The 17821-nt window shown below is 60.3% G+C and carries 17 protein-coding genes; 9 read left to right on the plus strand and 8 right to left on the minus strand.

Annotated features, from left to right (window positions below):
* Window positions 1-120: 120 nt before the first annotated feature.
* Genes holA through B7Y89_RS13655 form a run of 4 tightly spaced genes read right to left on the minus strand, consistent with a single transcriptional unit; the run spans window position 121 to window position 4646 of the window.
* Window positions 121-1143, minus strand: coding sequence for a DNA polymerase III subunit delta (gene holA / locus B7Y89_RS13640; RefSeq protein WP_292939047.1), 1023 nt, complete (start codon window positions 1141-1143; stop codon window positions 121-123).
* A gap of 10 nt (window positions 1144-1153) precedes the next feature.
* The gene (gene lptE, locus B7Y89_RS13645) at window positions 1154-1648 is read right to left on the minus strand and encodes an LPS assembly lipoprotein LptE (RefSeq protein ID WP_292939048.1); all 495 of its coding nucleotides are present in this window, start codon (window positions 1646-1648) and stop codon (window positions 1154-1156) included.
* Window positions 1641-4196, minus strand: a complete 2556-nt coding sequence (leuS, locus tag B7Y89_RS13650; protein WP_292939049.1) for a leucine--tRNA ligase — start codon at window positions 4194-4196, stop codon at window positions 1641-1643. Before leuS ends, lptE begins: the two co-directional genes overlap by 8 nt.
* A 54-nt stretch (window positions 4197-4250) precedes the next feature.
* Window positions 4251-4646 carry a DUF3576 domain-containing protein gene (locus B7Y89_RS13655; protein WP_292939087.1) on the minus strand — a complete coding sequence of 132 codons (396 nt, stop codon included), beginning with the start codon at window positions 4644-4646 and terminating at the stop codon, window positions 4251-4253.
* Window positions 4647-5109: 463 nt separating this feature from the next.
* On the opposite strand from B7Y89_RS13655, the gene B7Y89_RS13660 reads away from it, so the two are divergent.
* The 3 genes from B7Y89_RS13660 (at window position 5110) to B7Y89_RS13670 (ending at window position 7070) form a co-directional block, all read left to right on the plus strand.
* A complete protein-coding gene (locus tag B7Y89_RS13660) occupies window positions 5110-5895 on the plus strand; it encodes a hypothetical protein (protein WP_292939050.1) in 786 nt (261 codons plus the stop codon).
* A 136-nt stretch (window positions 5896-6031) separates the two neighbouring features.
* Window positions 6032-6754, plus strand: a complete 723-nt coding sequence (gene phbB, locus B7Y89_RS13665) for an acetoacetyl-CoA reductase (RefSeq protein ID WP_292939051.1) — start codon at window positions 6032-6034, stop codon at window positions 6752-6754.
* Window positions 6755-6809: 55 nt separating this feature from the next.
* Entirely contained in the window at window positions 6810-7070 is a 261-nt protein-coding gene (locus B7Y89_RS13670) for a ribbon-helix-helix domain-containing protein (RefSeq protein ID WP_292939052.1), read from the plus strand.
* Here B7Y89_RS13670 and B7Y89_RS13675 read toward each other — a convergent pair.
* Complete coding sequence (locus B7Y89_RS13675) at window positions 7040-7240, minus strand: hypothetical protein (protein ID WP_292939053.1); 201 nt, start codon at window positions 7238-7240, stop codon at window positions 7040-7042. The two genes, B7Y89_RS13670 and B7Y89_RS13675, sit on opposite strands and share 31 nt — an antisense overlap.
* A gap of 63 nt (window positions 7241-7303) precedes the next feature.
* The gene (locus B7Y89_RS13680) at window positions 7304-7606 is read right to left on the minus strand and encodes a hypothetical protein (RefSeq protein WP_292939054.1); all 303 of its coding nucleotides are present in this window, start codon (window positions 7604-7606) and stop codon (window positions 7304-7306) included.
* A gap of 204 nt (window positions 7607-7810) precedes the next feature.
* On the opposite strand from B7Y89_RS13680, the gene B7Y89_RS13685 reads away from it, so the two are divergent.
* The 4 genes from B7Y89_RS13685 (at window position 7811) to metH (ending at window position 13586) form a co-directional block, all read left to right on the plus strand.
* The gene (locus tag B7Y89_RS13685; protein ID WP_292939055.1) at window positions 7811-8818 is read left to right on the plus strand and encodes a metalloregulator ArsR/SmtB family transcription factor; all 1008 of its coding nucleotides are present in this window, start codon (window positions 7811-7813) and stop codon (window positions 8816-8818) included.
* A gap of 3 nt (window positions 8819-8821) precedes the next feature.
* Complete coding sequence (gene metF / locus B7Y89_RS13690) at window positions 8822-9763, plus strand: methylenetetrahydrofolate reductase [NAD(P)H] (RefSeq protein WP_292939056.1); 942 nt, start codon at window positions 8822-8824, stop codon at window positions 9761-9763.
* Window positions 9760-10821, plus strand: coding sequence for a homocysteine S-methyltransferase family protein (locus B7Y89_RS13695; protein WP_292939057.1), 1062 nt, complete (start codon window positions 9760-9762; stop codon window positions 10819-10821). The genes metF and B7Y89_RS13695 overlap by 4 nt, the downstream gene beginning before the upstream one ends.
* A gap of 119 nt (window positions 10822-10940) precedes the next feature.
* Window positions 10941-13586, plus strand: coding sequence for a methionine synthase (metH, locus tag B7Y89_RS13700; RefSeq protein ID WP_292939058.1), 2646 nt, complete (start codon window positions 10941-10943; stop codon window positions 13584-13586).
* Window positions 13587-13697: 111 nt separating this feature from the next.
* Here metH and B7Y89_RS13705 read toward each other — a convergent pair whose 3' ends face one another.
* Window positions 13698-13967, minus strand: a complete 270-nt coding sequence (locus B7Y89_RS13705; RefSeq protein ID WP_292939059.1) for a hypothetical protein — start codon at window positions 13965-13967, stop codon at window positions 13698-13700.
* A gap of 217 nt (window positions 13968-14184) precedes the next feature.
* Between B7Y89_RS13705 and B7Y89_RS13710 the strand changes: the two genes are divergently transcribed.
* Window positions 14185-14643 carry a nuclear transport factor 2 family protein gene (locus B7Y89_RS13710; protein WP_292939060.1) on the plus strand — a complete coding sequence of 153 codons (459 nt, stop codon included), beginning with the start codon at window positions 14185-14187 and terminating at the stop codon, window positions 14641-14643.
* Between the two features lie 43 nt (window positions 14644-14686).
* Window positions 14687-16588 (plus strand): DNA helicase RecQ, encoded by a 1902-nt coding sequence (recQ, locus tag B7Y89_RS13715; protein ID WP_292939061.1) that lies wholly within the window; start codon window positions 14687-14689, stop codon window positions 16586-16588.
* Between the two features lie 179 nt (window positions 16589-16767).
* Here recQ and B7Y89_RS13720 read toward each other — a convergent pair whose 3' ends face one another.
* Window positions 16768-17775 (minus strand): TerC family protein, encoded by a 1008-nt coding sequence (locus B7Y89_RS13720; protein ID WP_292939062.1) that lies wholly within the window; start codon window positions 17773-17775, stop codon window positions 16768-16770.
* Window positions 17776-17821: the final 46 nt, after the last annotated feature.

A 17821-nucleotide genomic window follows, 5' to 3' on the forward strand; every position in this document is an offset into this window, starting at 1 on the left:
AACAACCAGAGTTCCGACAAAAGCAGCGCCTCCTCAACGCCGCTATTGAATCAAGCCATCGCCGCCAGCGCAAGCGATTTAATGGGTCCTGAGCCTAAAATAGCGTAATGGTAAAATGCTCTACCGCACTGCAGCACGGGCAATTTCAGCCAAACCTTGTGCCAGCATCAGTTCGCTGTTGCGGTTGTCTGAAATAAGGGTGCGGTGCAGCATTGATAGCCGCTCGGTCAAGCGGACAAGCCTTGCGCCCCGCCAACGGCGCAATTGCGCGGTAAGGTCTGCACGGTCCCGGAAGAAAATGCGCTTTGATACAACCTCTTGTTCCATAAAGCTGCTTACATCGCCGCGCTCGCCCATGCGCGCTGCCAGCTGCACCAATTGTGCCGCGCGGCGTTCAAAAGCCAGCAGCAAGCCAACCGGATTAAGGTCCATCTCGCGCATGCGCGCCAGTTCAGCGGGCAATTTGCGCGCTTCCCCGCCCAGCACCACATTGACCAGCGGCATGAAGCTATCATCTTCATTCGTCGCGCAAATTTCATCAAGCGCTGCAGCGGTGGCTTCACGCGGCGCGTGTGGTGCTGCATCAAGATAGAGCGCGAGCTTCTCGATCTCGCTTCGTGCCATTCGCGTATCCAGACCGGTTGATCTGGCGAGGCGTTCGGCAAGGGCACCGTTCAGCTTGACCCCTACCGCATCACCCATGTCGCGCACGGCGTCGGTCACCGATTTGAGTTCGGGCAAATAGAACATCGCAACCATCGCGCCCGGCTTGCTGTCGAGCAACTTGGCGATGCGGGATTTGTCGGTGGCTGATGTCGCCACAATCAACACCGGCCAGCCATCAACCGGGCTTTCCAGCAGCGCCTCTACGGCATCGAAAGCATCATCGCCGGTTGCGCGGATGTGGATGATCCGCTTGTCGCCAAACAGCGAAACCGACCGCGCCTCATCCGCCAGTTTTACCGGATCACGTTTCAGTTCCGCGCCAGTCAGTTCCACCTTTTCGGCGTCGCCCAACAGGCTGGCGATCCGGTTTGCGGCATCGGTTGAGCCTGCTTCATCAGGTCCGCAAAAATAGAAAATCCGGCATTCACGCGCCGCTTTGGCAGCGCCGGACAGGAATGTCTTCTGGGTAAGCTTCACTGCGCCCGCATCATTTTGCGTCGCGCATGCGCACCGAAACGCGCGTCACAATCTGGTCGGCCACTTCCTGTGCCAGATTTTCAAGCGCGGTCTGTTCGGCCGCGATGACTGCATATTCGCTGTTGACCACGTCAAAACCGGCGTCCGATCCTGCGGTCGCATCCAGCAGGACATTGCCGGTCGTCAGATCGACAAGCTGATAGCGTGCGCGCAAGGTGCGCCGTTCACGCGTGGTCGTATCATTGGATAACTGGCCCAGCCCTTCGACCTTGTCATCCAGCCGGATGTCGAGCCGGTAGCGCGCCGCGCCATTGTCCTGGCCTGCCCCCAAGCGGTCGGTCAGCGCATTGCGCACCAGCCAGCCTGATTGCCCCTCGATCGGGCCGACGCTGACATCGGATAGCGCGCGCGCCACACCACCGCTGCCGCCGCCTGCATACATCGGCTGCAATCCGCACCCGCCCAACAGGGCCAGCGCAGCGAACAGGGCGAGGCGTTTACGCAACGAGGTTCACCAGACGGTCAGGCACAACGATCACCTTCTTCACTTCCGCCCCTTCCAGCGCACGCTGCACTTTCTCGGACGCAAGGGCAAGGCGCTCAAGCTCTTCTTTCGACGTGCCCTTGGCCACGGTCACCGTATCGCGCAGCTTGCCTTTGACTTGAATGGCAACGGTCACTTCATCATCGACCAGCAGCGCGGGATCGACTTCGGGCCATGCGGCATCGGCAATCAGGCCTGCATTGAGGTGCGTAAAGGCTTCTTCGGCCAGATGCGGCATCATCGGCGCCGCCAGCAGCAGCAGGCTGCGGATGGCAGCGGTGCGGCTGGCCGATGGCGCGGCCTTTTCAATCGCGCCGGTCAATTCATAGATGCGCGCCACGGCCTTGTTGAAGCCCAGTGCCTCGATGTCGCCTGCAACCGCGAACACGATCTGGTGCGTCTTGCGGTCCAGCGATTTGTCTTCGCCCACCGCACTTGCATCAAGCTGGCCGAACAAGCGCCACAACCGCTGCACAAACCGTGCGCAACCTTCGATCCCGGCTTCTGACCACGGCAAGTCGCGCTCGGGCGGACTGTCGGACAGCATGAACCAGCGGATTGCGTCCGCGCCGTATTTTGCCACGATCTCGTCCGGGTCCACCACGTTTTTCTTGGACTTGGACATCTTGATCACGCGGCCGACTTCGACCGCCGCGCCATCGGCCTTCAGCGTTGCGCCTTCGCTGGTGCGCTCCACTTCGCCCGGTGAAAAGAAGATCGGCTGGCCGTTTTCCGGATTGCGCCGTTCATACGTCTCATGCGTGACCATGCCTTGTGTGAACAGGCTGGCGAACGGCTCGGTCACCTCGATCTTGCCGATCCGGGCCAGCGCACGGGTCCAGAAGCGGGCGTAGAGCAAGTGCAGGATCGCGTGTTCGATGCCGCCGATATACTGTTCCACCGGCAGCCAGCGCTTGATCTCTTCAGGATCAAACGGGCGGTCGGCGGGCTGGCTGGCAAAGCGCAGGAAATACCACGACGAATCGACGAAAGTATCGAGCGTATCGGTCTCGCGCCGCGCCGCATGGCCGCATTGCGGGCAATCGACATGCTTCCATGTGGGATGCCGGTTGAGCGGATTGCCCGGCACATCGAAGGTTACGTCTTCGGGCAGGACCACGGGCAAGTGCTTTTTCGGCACCGGCACCACGCCGCACACTTCGCAGTGGATGAACGGGATGGGGGTACCCCAATAGCGTTGGCGCGACACGCCCCAGTCGCGCAGGCGCCATACCGTCTTGCCTTCGCCAAAGCCGCCGGCTTGCATGCGGTTGATGATCTCAGCCTTGGCGTCTGCCACGCTCATGCCATCAAGGAAGTCCGAGTTCACCAGAACGCCGTCGCCCGCCTCGGCTTCTGTGCCAAACGGCTTGTCCGCGTCGGCAGGGTCGCTGGCCACTACGCGCAGGATCGGAAGATCGTACTTCGTCGCAAAATCGAAATCGCGCTGGTCGTGTCCGGGCACGGCCATGATCGCGCCGGTTCCATATTCCATCAATACGAAGTTGGCGATGTAGACGGGCAGGTCCGCGCCGGTGAACGGATGCTTTGCGGTAATTTTGGTATCGAAGCCCAGCTTTTCGGCGGTTTCCAGTTCCGCAGCGGTCGTGCCTCCCTGCTTGCACAGCGCGATGAAGTCTTGCGCGGCTTGATTATCAACCGCCACACCTTGCGCCACCGGATGATCGGCGGCCACGGCCACAAAGCTTGCGCCGAAAATCGTATCAGGCCGTGTGGTGTAGACTTCCAGCTTTTCACCGCTGGAAAGATCGAACGCGAACTGCAAACCTTGGCTTTTGCCGATCCAGTTTTCCTGCATCGTGCGGACTTTTTCGGGCCAGTTGTCCAGCGTCGACAAGCCTTCCAGCAATTCGTCAGCAAAGTCGGTGATCTTGAGGAACCACTGGCTCAGCTTGCGCTTTTCCACCAGCGCGCCCGACCGCCAGCCGCGCCCGTCGATCACTTGTTCGTTGGCCAGCACGGTGTGATCCACCGGGTCCCAGTTGACCGTCGATTCCTTGCGGTAAACCAGGCCTGCTGCGTAAAGATCAAGGAACAGCGCCTGTTCGTGACCGTAATATTCCGGCTCGCACGTCGCAATCTCGCGGCTCCAATCGAGCGCAAAGCCGAGCCGCTTCAATTGCGCTTTCATGTTGGCGATGTTTTCGCGCGTCCAGCCGCCGGGGTGAACGCCCTTTTCCATCGCAGCGTTTTCAGCCGGCATGCCGAAAGCGTCCCAGCCCATCGGGTGCAGGACTTCGTGGCCACGCATCCGCTTATAGCGCGCCAGAACGTCGCCCATCGTGTAATTGCGCACGTGGCCGATGTGGATGCGCCCCGAAGGATAGGGGAACATCTCCAAAACAAAGCTGCGCGGCTTTGTGCTGGCGTCATCTGCGCGGAATGATTGCTGATCGTCCCACACTTTTTGCCAACGCGTGTCGGCAACAGCGGGGTCAAAGCGGTCTGGCGCGGGAGTGGCTGGCGGCGTTGTGGCAGATGCGGTCATGGACGCTCCTCTAGGCAGAGCAGCCATGACACGCAAGATTCGCCTTCAGGTGGGTTATCCGGTGATTGAGGCGCGGCGCAGGTCGCGCGCCTTGGTCAGGATGATGTCTTCCAGCTTTTGCACGGTCACCGCCTGAACGGGGGCATCCACCCATTGGCCGGTGGTCGAGATCTGGCGGCTGGCGGCAACGCGCAGGGCATCGGCGCGCAAGTCCTTGTCAACGATCGAAACCGTCACCTTCATCCGCTCGCCGGGGTTCTTGGGGTTGGTGTACCAATCTGTCACGATGACCCCGCCATTGCTGTCTGTCTGGAGCAGCGGCATGAACGAAAGCGCATCAAGGCTGGCGCGCCACAAATAGGCGTTCACGCCGATGGTCGTCACCTGGCTTGCGGCAAGATCTGCCTTGGGCCGTTCTTTCTTGCCGCAGCCAGTGGCCAGAAGGGCCATGGCCCCGATCACGATGCCGCGAATGACCAAAGTGCGGGTGTTGCGCGCGGTCTTGAAAGTCTTGGTCACTTGGTCACAGTCCTTGGCTTGGCGGCCTTGAACAACAGACCGGCGCAAAGCCGTTCCGTTCAAACAAGGCCGTATCGTGCAATACAGCGTTTGAAAGGCCTCTATCACCCCCGCGCGCCGTGCCGCAAGCACGATGAATGCACAGGCATGGCTTGGCGGCAAATGCATGCCGCGGCCGTGAACACTTGCTGAATGCACTTTGCACTGTGGAGTCTTCGCCACACTCGCAAAGGAAGAGTCGGAATGTGGTGCGGGCTATAGAATTTTAAATCCCGCGCGAGTAGAAGAGATAGGAGACATTCCGCGAGACTCGGCCATACAGGCTTTGCCAGACAAAGAATGTTTGAAAACAGCGTTGTAGTACGGCGCTTTTCGGGGTCGAAACAGGTTTATCATGACGGGCATTGGCAACAGTTCAAACGCAGCAGGCTCCAAGGGCCGCCGCTTGCGTGCGCCGGTCGCCATGGCCGTTTCGGTTGTCGTGGGCCTGCTTTTGGCACCAACCGTCAGCAGCGCTTTTTCCAGCGGCTTTGATGCAACGCCGGTCAGCCTTGCGGCGCGCGGCGGTATCGGCTCGTTCACGCCCGCTTCGGTTGATGAACGGCTGGCTTCGCAAATCACTGTCCGCGCTTTGAAGACGGGCCGGTTGTTCCGCTTTACCCCGGCTGGCAATGAAACGCGCACTAACCGCGCGGTCACCGTGGCGGTCCGTCTTGATTCGCAAAGCGCGCGTGCTTTCTCGGTACGCAGCACATTGGCTGATGGCGCTGCACAGGCGGGCGCTTCGCCGGTGCGTATCGCGCCGGTGGCTTACAATCTGGGAATGGCACGCGGCTTTGCCAGCTTTGCTGCACCTTCGTCATCATCGCTTCTTGACCTGCAGCGGATCGAGATGCCCGATCTTGCAAAGCTTAAGCCGGTTGCATCCGCACCTTCGGCCCCGTCACGCTTTGCCCCGCGGGTTGAAATGGATGGCCGTGATCGTGCGGGCCGTGCGCCACGCACCCTTGAGGGGCAGGGTGATTACCAGCTCGATCTTGGCGGAAGCTATCGCCTGACCCGCAATCTGAATGTCACCGCCGGTGTGCGCTATTCGCCGGAACGTGATCGTATTCTGCCACTTACAGATGGCAAGCAAGATAATCAGGCGGTCTATGTCGGAACACAGTTCCGCTTTTAATAAAAGGCCGCAGTTTCAATTTGCTGCTATGCACCAATTCGGTGCTGCACCTGCAGCATAAGCCATTCTATAACTTGTAGCTTTGCGTTCATCGACTTACGATAGGCCCTCAAACGGGAATATTGGGAGCAATACTATGACGCGAGTTGCAGTCGTCACCGGTGGTAGCCGCGGGATCGGCCAAGCCATCTGTCTTGCATTAAAAGCGCAAGGACGCACGGTGGTGGCCAATTACGCCGGGAACGAGGAAAAGGCTCGCGCTTTCACTGCCGAAACCGGAATTCCCGCTTACCGCTTTGATGTTGGGGATCATGAAGCAACGCTTGAAGGCTGTGCGCGTATCGCCGCTGAAGTCGGACCAATCGACATTGTCGTGAACAATGCCGGCATCACCCGCGATGGCGTGCTCCACAAGATGAGCTTCGATGACTGGAACGAGGTCATGCGCATCAATCTTGGCGGTTGCTTCAACATGGCCAAGGCAACATTTCCCGGCATGCGCGAACGCGGATGGGGCCGCATCGTCAACATCGGTTCGGTAAACGGTCAGTCCGGCCAGTACGGTCAGGTCAACTATGCCGCAGCAAAGTCCGGGATCCACGGCTTTACCAAGGCTTTGGCGCAGGAAGGCGCAAAGTTCGGCGTAACTGTCAACGCAATTGCGCCGGGATATATCGATACCGACATGGTTGCGGCAGTTCCCCCGGCAGTCCTGGAAAAGATTGTCGCCAAGGTTCCGGTCGGCCGACTTGGTCATGCCGACGAAATCGCGCGCGGCGTCGCTTTCCTTACCGCCGATGACGGCGCTTTTGTCACGGGTTCGACCATGTCGCTGAACGGCGGACAGCACATGTACTGATGGTGCGGGGCAGGTGCCAGTGTGCCTGCCCCGCCTCATGCTGCCCCGCCTTGTCATGACCATACCCTATCACCCCCCGGTCAAACGCTCGGTAGAGATTGCCGGGCACAAGACCTCGATCAGTCTTGAACCTTTGTTTTGGGATATGTTGCGCAGTGCCGCCCTGCGCGAAGGCGTTCCGCTTAACGCGCTCGTCGCGCGGATCGATGTCGAAAGAATCGCCAGCTCGACCCCGCCCGGTCTGGCCGGGGCTATTCGGATCTGGCTTGTCTCAAACAGATTGGATCAGGACGCCGAGGGCGCTGGCGCAGGCTGAGCCGTTACCTCTGCTTCGGGCAGTTCCGGCAATTCGCGCTTATCCAGCATTTCTGCCGCAGCGTCCAAAGCGCGGGCCTCGTCTTGCGTCACCCCGCCCGGCTTTTCCTCTTCGCTTGCGCTGCAAGCGACCAGCATAAGGGCCAGAGGAAAAACGGGCAGGGCGCGCATTGTCAGTGTCTTTCGCTTGCGGATCGTCACCCGCAATTGAACCCGATTAGTGAGCAGGTCGAATTATTGAGCAGGCTTTGCCTCGGCATCGCCTTCAGCTTCGGCGGCTTGCACAGCAGCGGCAACCGCAGCGGCATTGTTGGCCGTGTCGCGCACCGCGTTGGCTTCGGCATCAGCAGCAGATGATGCATCAGGTGCTGGTGCCATAGGGGCAGCCGCCGCCGAAGGCTCCATCGGCGGCAGTTCATCGGCAGGCATTTCAACCGTGTCTTCCGACGCTGCTTCCGATGCATCGTCGGAACGGCCACAGGCCGTGATCGCAAGGCTGGCTGCGGCAACGATGGCGAGGCTGGCGTACTTCTTCATGAAACTTCCCTCTCATGGGTAACGCGTCCAAATGACGCATCAACCGCAAGCTTTCCTGCGGCACACATAAGGCGTTATTATCGGCGGGTAGCGGTGAAGGCAAATGCATCCTGCATCACGGCTCTACGCGTTCGCTAACATCTGATATAAAGGCATCTTTAAGTCTATTGACGGATATAAAGGTTTCCTTATATGGCTACGCCCATGAATATACACGACGCCATTCGCGCGCTTGATGACACAACGCGCCTGCGCATCATGCGTCTTCTCGCCAGCATGGAACTGGCGGTCGGCGAAGTGGCGCAAGTGCTCGGCCAAAGCCAGCCACGCGTGTCCCGGCATATTCGTATCCTGTGCGATTGCGGCCTTGCCGAACGGCGCAAGGAAGGTGCCTGGGTATTCCTGCGCAGCTCGGTTGGTGAAGCTTCCGACAACCCGCTCGCCGCTGCCATTGCGCGTCTTTTGGCGGTGGCCGAACACGAAGATACCGCCTTTGGACGCCGTTGTGCCGAAGATCGCCAACATCTTGATGCCATTCGTGCCGCGCGCGAGAGCCATGCGCTCGATTGGTTCTCGCGCCACGCCGAAGAATGGGACGAACTGCGCTCGCTCCATATCGCCGATGGGCCGGTTGAGGCTGCACTGACGGAAATGCTGCTGGAGATGGCGGGCAATGGCTCGCTGGGCCGCCTGCTTGATGTCGGTACTGGCACAGGCCGCATCGCCGAACTGTTCGGTCCCCATGCCGCGCACATCGTCGCCTTCGACAAAAGCCCCGATATGCTGCGCATTGCGCGCGCCCGACTGCAACATTTGCCTGCTAATAGCGTGGAACTGGTGCAGGGTGATTTCGCGCAGTTGCCGTTTACACAGCGCAGCTTCGATACCGTCTTGCTGCATCAGGTGCTGCATTATGCCCAAGCGCCCGAAGCGGTGCTGGCTGGCGCTGCCCGCGTCACCGCCCCCGGAGGCCGCGTCGCCATCGTTGATTTCGCGGCGCATGACCGCGAAGATTTGCGCCAGACGCATGCCCATGCCCGCCTCGGCTTTTCCGATGCGCAGATCGAAGCGATGCTGCTCGACAGCGGCTTTGTCCCGCATGCCACCCGCGCATTGGCGGGCCATGAACTCGTCGTCAAACTGTGGACCGGCATCCGCCGCGAAGACAGTGTTACCCAATTCGAACCCCGCCAGCTTGCCCGGAAGACCTGATAGATGAACGCCAGCTACGACCAGTTGCGTGAAGCGCGCACCGCTCTTGATACCCCACTGTTTGCCGGGCTGCCGGGCGATATCAACGTTTCGTTCGAGTTTTTCCCGCCCAAGACCGATGCGCTGATGGCGCAATTGTGGGATGTGGTGGAAACGCTGGCCCCGCTGGAACCTCATTTCGTTTCGGTGACCTACGGCGCAGGCGGATCAACCCGCGATCGCACCCACGGCACCGTGGCGCGGATCATCAAGGAAGCCAAACTTCCCGCCGCCGCGCACCTGACCTGCGTTGATGCTACAAAGGCTGAAATCCGCGAAGTGGCAGAAAGCTATTGGGAAGCAGGCGTGCGGCACATCGTGGCGCTGCGCGGCGATATGGGCGCTCCCGGCGTGCCGTTTACCCCGCACCCCGATGGTTATGCCAATGCGGCAGAACTGGTTGCGGGGCTGAAAGGCATTGCGCCGTTCGAAATCTCGGTCGCGGCCTATCCTGAATCGCATCCGGATTCGCCCAGCCACCAGGCCGATATCGACAATCTGAAGCGCAAGCTGGACGCAGGCGCGACCCGCGCGATCAGCCAGTTCTTCTTCGAGCCCGAAACCTTCTTCCGGTTCCGTGACAAGCTGGCGGCCGCCGGTATCGATGCGCCGGTTCTTCCCGGCATTCTGCCCGTTTCGAACGTGGCGCAAACCCGCAAATTTGCCGCTGCGTGCGGTGCTGCAATCCCGGCGTGGATGGATGGCCTGTTCGAAGGGCTGGATACGCATCCCGGATCGCGCCAGCTTGTTGCCGCCACTATCGCCGCTGAGTTTTGCCGCCGCCTCTATGCCGGTGGCGTCCGCGATTTCCACTTCTACACCCTCAACCGCGCTGAACTGTCTTACGCGATCTGCCACTTGCTTGGCCTTCGCCCGACACGCCCTGGGCTGGAGAAAGCCGCATGACACTCGCTCCTTCCACGGCGCGCACCGCTTTGCTGGAACAGGCCAAGCAGCGCATTCTGATTACTGACGGCGCATTCGGCACCGAGATCCAGAACTTCAAGCTGTCCGAAGCCGACTATGCGGGAACGCTGGGCCTTGCCAAGGACCAGAAGGGCAACAACGATATCCTCGCGCTGACCAAGCCCGAAGTGCCCGAATCCATCCACCGCGCCTATTTTGCAGCGGGCGCAGACATCGCCGAAACCAATACTTTCAGCGCCAACCGCATCAGCCAGGCCGATTACGCCGCCGAACATCTCGTGCGTGAAATCAACGTAGAATCGGCTAGGCTCGCTCGCCGCGTGGCCGATGAATTCACTGCCAAGGACGGGCGTCCGCGCTTTGTGGCAGGGGCCATCGGCCCGACCAACAAGACTCTGTCGCTTTCGCCCGACGTGAATGACCCGGGTTTCCGCGAGGTGGATTGGGACGGCATGGTGGATGTCTATGCCGAGCAGGTCCATGCGCTGGTTGAAGGCGGTGCGGATTTCATCCTGATCGAAACCGTGTTCGATACGCTGAACGCCAAGGCCGGGATCATGGCGGTTCGCCATGTGGAACAAGCGCTTGGCCGCGAAATCCCGATCATGCTTTCGATGACGCTGACCGATCTTTCGGGCCGCAACCTTTCGGGCCATACGGTCGAGGCGTTCTGGTATGCCGTGCGCCATGCCAAGCCGGTGACCATCGGGCTTAACTGCTCGTTCGGGGCCACACAGTTGCGCCCGCATGTGAAGTCATTGTCGGAAATCGCCGATACACTGATCATGGTCTATCCCAATGCTGGCCTGCCCAACGAACTGGGTGAATATGACGAAATGCCCGCCACCACGGCGGGCCTCGTCAAGGAATGGGCCGATCATGGACAGGTGAATATTCTGGGCGGTTGCTGTGGTTCGACGCCAGCGCATATCGCGGCGATGGCACAGGCGGTTGCAGGGTTACCCCCGCGCAAGCTGCCGGTGCCCGAAACCGCAACGCGGCTGGCCGGATTAGAGCCGTTCATCATGGCGGCCTGACTTGTTCCCCCTCCCCTTCAGGGGAGGGGCAGGGGTGGGGGCTATCCCCATACCTTGCGCTTGCATGAGAACCCCCACCCCAACCCCTCCCCTGAAGAGGAGGGGCTTGAGAGCAAAAAATGAACACCACCGCCTCTACCCCATCCGGCTCGCGCTTCGTCAATGTCGGTGAACGCACCAACGTCACCGGCTCTGCCGCGTTCAAGAAACTCATCCTTGCGGGCGACTACACCCGCGCGGTCGAAGTCGCGCGCCAGCAGGTGGAAAACGGCGCGCAAGTAATCGACGTCAATATGGACGAGGGCTTGCTCGACGCGGTCGAGGCGATGACCACGTACCTTAAACTGATCGCGGCAGAACCGGATATCGCGCGCGTGCCGATCATGATCGACAGTTCCAAATGGGACGTGATCGAAGCCGGTCTGAAATGCGTTTCGGGCAAGCCCATCGTCAATTCGATCAGCATGAAGGAGGGCGAGGAAGCGTTCCTGACCCACGCGCGCAAGTGCATGGATTATGGCGCGGCAGTGGTCGTGATGGCGTTTGACGAAAAGGGGCAGGCCGATACCAAGGAGCGCAAGGTTGAAATCTGCGCCCGCGCTTACAAGCTGCTGACCGGCATCGGTTTTCCGCCCGAAGACATCATCTTTGACCCCAACGTATTTGCAGTTGCCACCGGCATCGAAGAGCATGACCGCTATGGTCTGGACTTTATCGAAGCCACTGCCGAGATCAAGGCGCGCTGCCCGCACGTCCACATTTCGGGCGGGCTTTCCAACTTGTCATTCTCGTTCCGTGGCAACGAAATCGTGCGCCGCGCGATGCATTCGGTGTTCCTCTATCACGCGATTCCGGCGGGCATGGACATGGCCATAGTCAACGCAGGGCAACTGGACATCTATGACCAGATCGACCCTGTTTTGCGCGAGGCCTGCGAAGACGTGGTGCTTGACCGCAAGCCCGCAGCGGGTGGTGACCTGACCGCGACCGAGCGGCTGATCGAGCTTGCCGAAAGCTACAAGGGCAAGGACGTGGTGGCCGAAAAAGCCGCCGAGGAATGGCGCGGCTGGGACGTGGTGCGCCGTCTTGAACATGCGCTGGTCAAGGGCATCGACGCCTATATCGTCGAAGATACCGAAGAAGCCCGCGCGGCGATTGATGCGCGTGGCGGCAGGCCCATCGAGGTGATCGAAGGCCCGCTGATGGAAGGCATGAACACGGTTGGCGATCTGTTCGGATCGGGCAAGATGTTCCTGCCGCAAGTGGTGAAATCCGCGCGTGTGATGAAGAAGGCCGTCGCGCACCTCATCCCCTATATCGAAGCGGCCAAACAGCCCGGGGCCAAGGCCAAGGGCAAGATCATCATGGCCACGGTCAAGGGTGACGTACACGATATCGGCAAGAACATCGTTGGCGTGGTGCTGCAGTGTAACGGCTATGAAGTGATTGACCTTGGCGTGATGGTGCCGTGGTCAACCATCCTTGATACGGCGCAGAAGGAAGGCGTGGATATCATCGGCTTGTCCGGCCTGATTACGCCGTCGCTGGATGAAATGGTGACTGTTGCCGAAGAAATGCAGCGGGCGGGCATGACCATCCCGCTGCTCATCGGCGGGGCGACCACCAGCAAAGTTCACACCGCGCTGCGCATCGATCAGGCTTATGAAGGCGCAGTCGTGCACGTGCTGGATGCCAGCCGTGCGGTGGGCGTTGCCTCGCAACTGCTGTCAGATACGCAGGCCGAACCGTTTATCAAGGCGACGGCGGCTGAATACCAGCATGTGCGTGATGCGCGCGCGGGTAAGGGGATGAGCAAGCTGCTCAGCCTCGAAGATGCGCGGCTGAATGCCTATGCGCCCGACTTTTCCGAAAAGGCACCGCCGCCGGAACAGCCGGGGCGGCATGTGTTTGAAGACTGGGATCTGGATGATCTGGTCGATTGCTTCGACTGGACGCCGTTCTTCCGCGCGTGGGAACTGGCCGGAAACTGGCCTTCTATCCTTGAAGACGAGGTGATTGGCGAATCTGCGCGCGGGCTTTATGCCGATGCCCGCGCCATGCTGGAAAAGATCGTCAGCGAAAAGTGGCTGACCGCCAAGGGCGTCGTCCAGTTCTGGCCCTGCGCGCGCCACGGTGACGACGTGGTGCTGCACCCGAATGATGATGAACTATCGGTTCGCCTGCCATTCCTGCGCCAGCAAGTGATCAAAAGCCGTGATCGGGCGAACTTCTGTCTGGCAGATTTCATCGATCCGGCGGGCGATTGGCTGGGCGGATTTGCCGTGGGTATTCATGGCATTGATGAACACCTTGCCCGCTTCAAGGCGGACAATGATGACTATTCCGACATTCTCCTGAAAGCCTTGGCAGACCGTTTTGCCGAAGCCTTTGCCGAGCGCCTGCACCAGTATGTCCGTACCACGCTGTGGGCCTATGCGCCCGGCGAACAGCTGACCAACGAAGCGCTGATCCGCGAACAGTATCGTGGCATCCGCCCTGCGCCGGGTTATCCCGCATGCCCCGATCATACATTGAAGCCGATCCTGTTCGATCTGCTGGATGCAACCAACACGGCGGGCATCACCTTGACCGAATCGCAGGCGATGCTGCCTACTTCGGCGGTATCAGGGTTCTACTTTGCGCATCCCGAAAGCCAGTATTTCGGCGTTGCCACCATCGGGCGCGACCAGTTGGAAGATTATGCCGGCCGACGCGGCATGGATGTGCCCACAATGGAACGCTGGCTGCGCCCCAACCTGGATTGAACCAGAAAGTTTGTCAAAATGGTGCGGTGGCCCTCCACAAGCCACCACACCGGACGTCGCAGGCCTACCACCCCAGCGTCGTCATCCCCGCACCAGCGGGAATAGCATGGCTTATTGCATGCCGCTGGCTGCAATGCGCGATTGCGCGCGCTGGCGCAAGTAGTCAGCTTCGACATCACCGCCCGCTTGTCCGGCCAGAACGCCCAGCGCCGCGCCAAGGCCGTGGTGGGCCAGTTCGTCAATTGCTGCGTCGGTATCCTGCCCCAGTTCGGCGGCGAGCGATTTCAGCACGCGCGCCATTTCGGAAAATTCAGCTTCGCTTTCCCAGGCAGCTTTGCATTCTTCGCGCTTTACGAACGCAGCCCGCATTTCAAAGCCCATCGACTCGTCTCCCGTTCCCCGCGGGAAGGGTCCCCGCAATATCTGCAATGGTGCGGCAATGTGCCCAATGGGCGATTAAGGCTCACCCGTGCGTAATGACGGAGCGCCATCATGGTTAAGCGGTAACTCACAATTGCGCCCCTCTCGCACAAGTGACAGGCATCTGCGGTCAAACGGTGATCTAGGGTGTGGGAAACCATAACAAGAGGATACCAAGGTGGCCCAGTTAGATCCCGTCACCCGCCTGATCGCCATTGAAGAGATCAAGCAGCTTAAAGCGCGCTATTTCCGTTGCATGGACACCAAGGATTTCGTCGGTCTGCGCGCTGTCTTTGCCGATGATGCGACGTTCGATGCCAGTTGTTCGCTCAGCATTGAACCGGCTGAGGATCTTGCGCAATGGGTGCATACCGGGGGTGATGCTATTGCGGCCTTTGTCGAGGCGGCGGTTGCTCCGTTACGCACTGTGCATCACGGCCATTGCCATGAAATCGAAGTGCTTTCCGACACGCAAGCGCGCGGCGTTATCGCGATGGAAGACCAGATCTGGGACATCACCGGCACGAATGTGGTGCTGCACGGCATGGGCCATTATCACGAGACTTATCGCAAGGATGCCGGACAGTGGCGCATCCTGACGTCGCGGATCAGCCGGCTTCACATTATTTTGGGGTGATCCGGGTTTTGCTTGGCGCGTGTGATCTGGCATAGAGCCGGACGTGACTGCTGGCGACGACCCCTACGACCTCGACTTTCCCCCCGACGATGCCTTTGCCGAAGGTATCTTTTCGGGCTTTCCTGATGACGACGAGGTTGCGCCACCCCGGCCCGCCGCACCGCCGCCGCCCGTTTATGCCGATGCCCAGGAGGCGCTTCATGCGGTGTTCGGCTTTCCGGCGTTTCGCGGGGTGCAGAACCTTGTCGTGGATCGCGTGCTGGCGGGACAATCAACGCTGGCGGTGATGCCCACTGGTGCTGGCAAATCGCTGACTTATCAATTGCCTGCGGTGATGATGGAGGGCACCTGCGTTGTTGTCTCGCCGCTGATCGCGCTGATGCACGATCAATTACGCGCCGCCACCGCCAACGGCATCCGGGCCGCCACGCTCACGAGCGTTGATACCAACCGCGACGAGACGATTGCGCGCTTTGCGCATGGCGAGCTTGATCTGCTCTATGTGGCGCCCGAACGCGCCAGCCAGCAGCATTTCCGTGATCTGCTTTCGCGCGGGCGGATCTCGCTGTTCGCGATTGACGAGGCACACTGCGTTTCGGAATGGGGCCACGATTTCCGCCCCGATTACCGGTTGTTGCGTCCGATGATGGACGCCTTTCCGGATGTCGCGCGGCTGGCGCTGACGGCAACGGCAGACCGTCACACCCGCGCCGATATCCTTGAACAACTGGGCATTCCGGCTGAAGGCCTGATCGTTTCGGGGTTTGACCGGCCCAATATCCGCTATGCCATCCGCCCGCGTGACAACCCCTTGCGCCAGATCAAGCAATTGATGGAGGAGCATCCCGGACCCGGCATCGTCTATGCTCCCACCCGCGCGCAAGTGGAGAAGCTGGCCGGGCAATTGAGCACCGGTCATCGCCGGGTTCTGCCCTATCACGCGGGGCTTGATCCGCAGGTGCGCGCGGGCAATCAGGCGGCATTTGTGGCGTCTGAAGACATGGTGATGGTTGCCACGGTGGCGTTCGGCATGGGCATTGATAAGCCCGACGTGCGCTTTGTGGCCCATGCCGCCTGCCCCAAATCGATCGAGGCCTATTATCAGGAGACCGGCCGCGCGGGCCGCGATGGTGACCCTGCGGTGGCCGTCATGCTGTGGGGTGCCGAAGACTTTGTCCGCGCCCGCCAGCGTGTGGCCGAGGTAGAGGAGCACCGCCGTGCGGGTGAACGCACACGGATTGATGCGCTGGCGATGCTGGTGGAAACGCCGCACTGCCGCCGCGCCATCCTGCTGCGCCACTTTGGCGAAGACCCGCCGGAAAAGTGCGGCAATTGCGATAATTGCCTTGAAGCTCCGGGCATTACCGATGGCACCCATGTGGCGCGAAAGCTGCTGTCGGCGGTCTATCGCACCGGACAATCGTTCGGTTTCGGCTATCTGGAAAAAGTGCTGACGGGTGTCGCGGATGAACGCATCACCCAGCGCGGCCATGACCAGCTTTCGGTGTTCGGCATTGTCACCGCGGATGAAGCGCCGCTGCTGCGCCCGCTTGCGCGCGCGTTGCAGGCGCGCGGTGCGCTGGTTGCCACTGAACATGGCGGGCTGGCACTGGGCGGTGATTCGCGCGCGATCCTGAAGGGTGAGGCCGAAGTGCCGCTGGTGGTCGTCCCCAAAAAGGAGCGCACCAGCCGCCGCCGCGCGTCTCCGGGTGCTGCGTTCAATCCCGTGGGCGATCCGCTGTTCGATGCGCTGCGGTCCCTGCGCCGCGATATGGCGCGCGAGGCGGGGCTGCCGCCTTATGTGATCTTTCACGATTCTGTTTTGCGCGAAATGGCCGGAACGCGACCTGCCAACCTTGCAGAACTGGGCCAGATTGGTGGTGTGGGCGGCCGCAAGCTGGAGGCCTATGGCCACAGGTTCCTTGAGGTGATCCGGCAGTTTTAAGAACAGGTTTCGCGCAGAGACGCAGAGGAAGCAGAGAGCGCGGAGTCTTGAAGAGATCCGGCAGAGCCCGAGGTGTTCAAAGCGTCGCAGTTGTTCCCGACGCTTTGCACGTCCGCAACTGTCTCTGCTTCCTCTGCGCCTCTGCGCGAAACACTCTTTTTAACCGAGGAGCACAAGGCTTACGCTTCGGTCATATCTTTCGGCGCTTGTCCCCGCGTTTTCCACAGCGAGAACACCACGCCGCCTGCGATCAGGGCAATCGTTACCAGCAGGCTCATCACCGGCGGGAACTTGTCTCCGCCCAACAGGAAGTCGGACACGAAGATCTTCGATCCGATGAACACCAGCACCGCAGCCAGTGCGTATTTGAGGTAAGCGAAGCGGTCGATCATCGCGGCCAGGGCGAAATAGAGCGCGCGCAGGCCCAGAATTGCCATGATGTTTGACGTGTAAACGACAAAGGTATCGGTGGTGATCGCGAAGATCGCCGGAACCGAATCCACTGCGAACACGAGGTCGGCCAGATTGATAACGACCAGCGCCAGAAACAGCGGCGTTGCGGCATTGACCAGTTTTCCGGTCTTGGGATCAGTCACTTTCACGAAGAAGTGCTGGTCGTGCAGTTCCTTGGTTACGCGCATGTGGCGGCTGATCCAGCGCACCGCCGCATTGTTGCCGATGTCGGGATCATGATCCGATGTGAAGAACATCTTGATGCCGGTAAACACCAGAAACGCGGCGAAAATATACAATACCCAATAGGCCCGCTCGACCAGCGCAGCACCGCCCGCAATCATCCCGCCACGCAGGAAGATCACCGCAATGATGCCCCACAACAGCGCGCGATACTGGTACTTTGCGGGGATCGCGAAGAAGGTGAAAATCAGGCTGATCACGAACACGTTGTCGATCGACAGCGCCTTTTCGATGAAGAAGCCCGTGTAGTATTTCATCCCGAGATCCGCGCCCTTTTCAGCCCAGACCCAGGCACCGAATGCCAGCGCGATGGTGATGTAAAACGCCGTCAGCCGCAGCGATTCACCAATGCCCATGGCTTTGTCCTCTTTATGCAGGACGCCAAGGTCAAAGGCGGTCAGCAGAACCACCAGCCCCATAAAGGCAAGCCAGAACCAGGCAGGCGTGCCCAGCCAATCAGAGATCAGCCAGTCGGCGAAAAGAAATTCCATCACGCATCTCCATCAACCGGCCCACACCGATGCCAATGCACCAGCG

It is taken from the genome of Novosphingobium sp. 32-60-15, from assembly GCF_002280675.1.
Taxonomy (GTDB): Bacteria; Pseudomonadota; Alphaproteobacteria; order Sphingomonadales; family Sphingomonadaceae; genus Novosphingobium.